This window comes from Nostoc sp. FACHB-892 (genome assembly GCF_014698795.1).
In the GTDB taxonomy this organism is placed as follows: Bacteria; Cyanobacteriota; Cyanobacteriia; order Cyanobacteriales; family Nostocaceae; genus Nostoc.
Window position 1 is genome coordinate 1 of record NZ_JACJTR010000120.1, and the last position, 5116, is coordinate 5116.

8 protein-coding genes are annotated in these 5116 nt (G+C 40.3%); 3 read left to right on the forward strand and 5 right to left on the reverse strand.

Annotation, left to right across the window (positions count from 1 at the left end; genetic code table 11):
* Window positions 1-117: 117 nt before the first annotated feature.
* Complete coding sequence (locus H6G96_RS40000; protein WP_190920118.1) at window positions 118-660, reverse strand: hypothetical protein; 543 nt, start codon at window positions 658-660, stop codon at window positions 118-120.
* A 209-nt stretch (window positions 661-869) separates the two neighbouring features.
* On the opposite strand from H6G96_RS40000, the gene H6G96_RS40005 reads away from it, so the two are divergent.
* Entirely contained in the window at window positions 870-1022 is a 153-nt protein-coding gene (locus H6G96_RS40005) for a hypothetical protein (protein ID WP_190920120.1), read from the forward strand.
* A gap of 388 nt (window positions 1023-1410) precedes the next feature.
* Here H6G96_RS40005 and H6G96_RS40010 read toward each other — a convergent pair whose 3' ends face one another.
* Window positions 1411-1554: a hypothetical protein gene (locus H6G96_RS40010; protein ID WP_190920122.1), complete on the reverse strand. Its 144-nt coding sequence runs from the start codon at window positions 1552-1554 to the stop codon at window positions 1411-1413.
* A gap of 992 nt (window positions 1555-2546) precedes the next feature.
* Here H6G96_RS40010 and H6G96_RS40015 point away from each other — a divergent pair.
* Window positions 2547-3212 carry a sigma-70 family RNA polymerase sigma factor gene (locus H6G96_RS40015; protein ID WP_190920127.1) on the forward strand — a complete coding sequence of 222 codons (666 nt, stop codon included), beginning with the start codon at window positions 2547-2549 and terminating at the stop codon, window positions 3210-3212.
* Between the two features lie 407 nt (window positions 3213-3619).
* On the opposite strand, the gene H6G96_RS40020 is transcribed toward H6G96_RS40015, so the two are convergent.
* Genes H6G96_RS40020 through H6G96_RS43040 form a run of 3 tightly spaced genes read right to left on the reverse strand, consistent with a single transcriptional unit; the run spans window position 3620 to window position 4792 of the window.
* The gene (locus H6G96_RS40020) at window positions 3620-3853 is read right to left on the reverse strand and encodes a hypothetical protein (protein WP_190920124.1); all 234 of its coding nucleotides are present in this window, start codon (window positions 3851-3853) and stop codon (window positions 3620-3622) included.
* Window positions 3837-4586, reverse strand: coding sequence for a hypothetical protein (locus H6G96_RS40025; RefSeq protein WP_347242351.1), 750 nt, complete (start codon window positions 4584-4586; stop codon window positions 3837-3839). The genes H6G96_RS40020 and H6G96_RS40025 overlap by 17 nt, the downstream gene beginning before the upstream one ends.
* Window positions 4550-4792 carry a hypothetical protein gene (locus H6G96_RS43040; protein ID WP_347242352.1) on the reverse strand — a complete coding sequence of 81 codons (243 nt, stop codon included), beginning with the start codon at window positions 4790-4792 and terminating at the stop codon, window positions 4550-4552. Before H6G96_RS43040 ends, H6G96_RS40025 begins: the two co-directional genes overlap by 37 nt.
* Window positions 4793-4880: 88 nt before the next feature.
* On the opposite strand from H6G96_RS43040, the gene H6G96_RS40030 reads away from it, so the two are divergent.
* Window positions 4881-5090 (forward strand): hypothetical protein, encoded by a 210-nt coding sequence (locus tag H6G96_RS40030; protein ID WP_190920126.1) that lies wholly within the window; start codon window positions 4881-4883, stop codon window positions 5088-5090.
* Window positions 5091-5116: the final 26 nt, after the last annotated feature.

Here is a 5116-nt window from a genome sequence, read left to right on the forward strand (position 1 = left end):
CTTTAGAGGCTTTTAGAACAGCCATGTCTTTTCGATTTTTTGATTGGTTGACCCTGAACCGGGACGTATTTGCTGCTTACAAAGCCAGTTTGGGCTTTATTTGGGCTTAATTTTTGTTTAAGTCCCGCTATTTAATGCTTCATCTCGATTGAGCCATTGCCCGAAAATCGAATCACGCTGATCATCAGGGGCAACGAGTCGATAAACGCGCTCCCGATTTTCACGCTTACCCAACCGACCGACGTAATCCAGTTTCAAATCAATCTTCGCAAGTAGTTTCTGTGCGATCGCAATCGGGGTCAGTTTTTCTGAGACACTGACATTCAAGTAATTTTTGATAACGTGCCGATGCGTTACAGCTAGTGCCTTAAACTCCACCATCTTCTCGTCACTACCACGCAACTGAACGTCTGGTGTAAGAAACTGTAACAGATTCAGATTTTCCAATAACAACACGGCAGGCAATAGCTGCCCCTTGTTAAAATCAGGCTTCCAAATCGAATTCTCCCCAGCTTCCAATTGCGCCTTAGCCCGTTTCGCATCACGGTTGGTTAGAAACTCTCGCCCCAGAGTCAAATAATAGTGCATCCGCAGTTGAGGATACCACCCATCATCATCCCTTTCAACCAAATCAGACTTTTTGTGACTAAATAATACCAAGCAATTTAAATTTCCTTTTCGACTTCATACTATTAAAGTCTTTTTCGGGCTGTGTTTTTCTTATTAAAAGCTTAATTTAGATTCAGGTGATACTAGTTGCTGAAGATAACATGAGTTTCCCAAATACTCATACTAACCAGTCTTCACTTTAGCTTGTTGCGATCGCTCTCAAGTTCTAGATTAACTAACTTCAACAAGGAAAATACACTATGGCTGTTATACAAGGACAACCAACCAATGGAAATGACGTCATTTTTGCTGATGGAGCTGATGACTTTATCGATGGTCTAGAAGGCATTGACTTAATTAACGGTGGTTCGGGTAACGACACCATCTTTGGTAGCGGTGGCAATGACATCTAGGTACAAAAGAGTTGATAAACACTCTTTCAGGACAAAAATTTATTTTGTGCAATGGACGCGGCGGAATAATTGCCCTGAAAGCAATCTTTCTGCTCATCACCAAAATCCTGGTTTTCTGCTTTCAACTCTTCAGATTCACCTTGTACAAGATCCACATCCCTTACGCATCTCGTAGATAGCATTAAGGAGGTGCAATACTTACCGTAGTTAACTCAACTTAATTCTTTAACACCTCTTGACAATTGAAGGCGATGCGACCCTCAGTTGATTTAAGCTTTCAATTCATTAGTTTGCTTGTGCTTACGTTTTAACTTCCAACCACCATAGAAAGCAGTGAGGGCAAACACGCTGAATGTAAAAGTTGATTCGGGAACAGGTTTGGCTATTATCAAACCTGCTGGAGCATTAATAATGAGAATGAATCAGAATTGATAGTAATATTTCCGGCATTTCCAAGTCCCGAAGTTGAGGCAGTAACTTTAGCGTTTGCATAATCAATGGTACAAAAGCTGACACCGACAGCGATAGTCACTAAAGCACCTCAATGAGTAAAACCCAAACCTGACATTGCTTGCCTCCAATAATAGCAGCATCAAAGCTTAGTTAAGCATAAATCAAGTTACTAGCTACTAAATAGCTAACGATGAGGCTACTAGGTTTTTGCCTGAAAACTCCGATTTTTCACAAGAACTTGAAAACTTTACTTTATAAGTTCTCAAGCTACTACTCACGCTTTCTAGTGAACTAGGGCGTGTTTTAAAAATGTAACCACAAGAGGATAGAAGCTAGAGCCACTATTGACTATTGCAAGGTAGTTTGGAGCAAGCAAGCCCAAAAAATGGATTTAGTGTTAGTTCCTCACAAGTTCTTCACAACCTAGGTTTAATGTATTAAGTAAGTTGCTAAAAATAAGAGATGACCGTGAGTGATCCTGCGCTTACCCCTGTTTTGTTACTTTCGGAAAGCAATAAGCGAAACAAGGTTCTGAAACTTTTATTGAGCCAAGGTTTGAGCCTTTATTTTCTAACAGTAAATGAAATTTATAACTCAAATCTGAGAATTAAAGCTCTGAAAAGCTTTCAATGTTTAGCTTCTACCGAAGTAATAAAAATGGTTATTTATGTTAAGTTTATGCGCTCAATATGCGGAAAATTGAAGAGGGCAAATAAAATGTATGAAAACAGTAATAACCAAAACTTTACTTCTCAGGGAGAAGCAATTAATCGCTATATCTTAACCCCGGAGCAAAGGAATATAGACAATATTGTTCAATTTACGGAAGCTGCTCTGGATGAGCATGAGTTAGAACAGATTCTTGTGGAAATCAAGATAGCTGATCAGGAACAAGAGCAATTACTACCAATTCCTGTAGAAGGCGAAAGAGTAAGTGATTTACTCAATAATCACTTATTTATTAATTCTAAAACTGATAAAGAATCCCGAAGCTCTTCAGGAGCCATAGATTCTAATACGAGTCTAGAGGTTAACAACCGTTTGCAAACAATAAATCAGGAAATCTACAATATATCCCATTACAACCTAGTTAAGCAAAAACCAGATGAACAACTAAAATATTTACCTACACAAACCTGTAGACACTTACATGGAAGTCCACAGCATCAGAAATTACTCACACAAATTATTCGTTTGATTTCTAATAAACTATGGAGGGAAAGTACTCCTTACTATCAAGATGCACTGCAACAAACTTGGTTGTATTTCTGTCGCAACGTCTGTAAAGATTTGGCCTGTCAAACCTATGACCCTACTTATGACAGTGTTGTTACTTGGCTGAATACTTACCTTAAAGACAGACTACAAGACTTTTACCAGAACCGGGAACAAGCCACAACGCTCCCTATTAAAGTTCGTCAGTCTACATCGGATGGAATAAGCCAAACCATTGACTCTGTAGATAACCTGCCTGCTACTCCTCAAGCACCTTCCATTCTAGAAGACTTGGAGATATGGGCTAAGACAGACTCTGAAGGTGAACTACGCCGTACTTGTATTAAAGGGCGCCCAGATGTTAATTGTCAAGTGTTAATTCTCAAACGTCTACCCCCAGAAGTTAGTTGGAAAGAGTTGTCAGAGGATTTTGGGTTATCAATTCCGACATTGAGCAGTTTTTATCAACGTCATTGTTTACCGCGTTTACGTAAATTTGCTGAGTTGGAGGGCTTTTTATAAAAGTGCTAGAGGATTTCTTTTTCACCAGCTATTTTTCCATATTGATGAAAATTGCTCATTTCTCTTGAAAATGGGTATAAGGGTATAGGAAGAAGAGTTTTTAGCATTGCTGATTTGAACTATGAAATTCCCAAATCAAGTGTTTAAAACTCTTATCTTTGCGCTTTTGCGCCATTTCAAATGTTATGTTTATTTCTGCCGTGCTGTACTAGTAATTATTTAGTCTTAATTAATACTATATTCTTTCCAAGAATACTAGTATAAATTCATCAAAAAAATATAAAAATTAAGGACTTCCAGTAATCAACAGTCTATACCAACGTAAAAAGGCTGGCGATCGCCAAAGAAGCAATCCCAGCTATCTGCATCTTTGCATCTTCTGAGGTTTTATTTGGTTTTGTTCATTTTTAGCCAGTTGTAGAGTGGGAACTGAACTCCATTGAGCGCTGTATCAATATGTAGAGCGTTTCTACAGCACTCACGCTTACAACTGGCGTAGTATGGGACACCAGTTGCGGAAAGTTTTGTCCTATCCTTCGTACAACTTCTTCACTGTCCCGTTGCGTTGCTAACTCCATTGAAACTGCAATCCAAAGCCATTGGATGCCAAATTGCCAAAATTGTTTAAGGTATTTTCCCATACTCCGACTCTAGAAGCGTCAACAATTTCTCTTCCATAGCAGTAAGATAAGGCCGATTCACCTTTCCCAAAGACTGCAACAAATTTTTGACTGTCTCCTCCAGCGAATCGGAATACACCCGACTGATGCGATCGCTGATTTGTTTAATCTGCTCACATTCAGCAGGCAAGTAATCGTAAGACTTCAGGTGTTGTAACCCAACGCCGTACTCACCATCCCACATTTTCACGGTGCAAGTAAAGTCATTCACTGCGTTGACAATCCCCCAGCAGCCACCTTTGCCCCTGAGTTCTGGATTATCTTTTGCAAGGATTTGGCAGACTTCGCCCAACTGGTAGGTATTGGGTACTTTGGTTCTCTCCATTATTTTTTGCACCACATCCTTCACAATCCTACCAGTCGGCACTTTCCCACCAGCAAGTTCTACTGCCGTTAGCCACACTTCTTGCTGTTCCTGGGGTTCAAGCTTTGTCATGGGTCGAACTTGGCGCTCACTCGTGGGTAGAATTTGTGATCCATTGGTTGTCAAATTCTCATTTGCCACTTTTTGACAACCAATGGTTGTCAAATTTTCGTAAATACCATCTGCGGCAATTAAATAATTTGATTGTTGCCGACTATGCCCAAAGTGATCGCGGCAATAATCTTCAAATGTTTTATGCGTGGAGCGATAAAGCCGTCTGTCCCTCAATTCCGTCAGCGCTTTCCGCGCTTCAAAAAATGCCCGTTCCACTTTCCTCTCCAAGTGCAGGCGGTAAGCGTAGCCATGCCGTCAGGCTTATCGCTTTGCTCCTCCTGGGTCAACTCTGTTACTTCAACGGCACTAACTGTAATCGTTGCTGTAGCTGGGTTTTCTTCAAGGTCTTGATTATCTGGTGGCGTGTCGTCACTGGATGAAGCAGAGGTGGCTTTGTTGCGCTTACGGGGTGGTTTATTCATTACTCCACCTCTTTTTGGTTTAGTCGCATTTGCTTAGAGCCGATTGCAAATAGGTTTTGAGTGTGGGACTTAACTGCAACCAAGCGCAGTGCCTTTAGTAATAACTCGCACAGTCGAAGTAAACGACAAACGCTGCAAGGATTCTTGGATTTCCGCCATTGTTAACTATCAGGCAAGCAAGATTCAGAAAGTCACCCTCAGTAAATCGCAAAGTTTTTTCCAAGAGAATAAGCGTCAAGATTTTGTAAACAGAGATACATTTTTTGCTGAACTATGTGAAACCGGAGGTGATGATTAATTAGGTTTACTTATAGCAAGGCATAT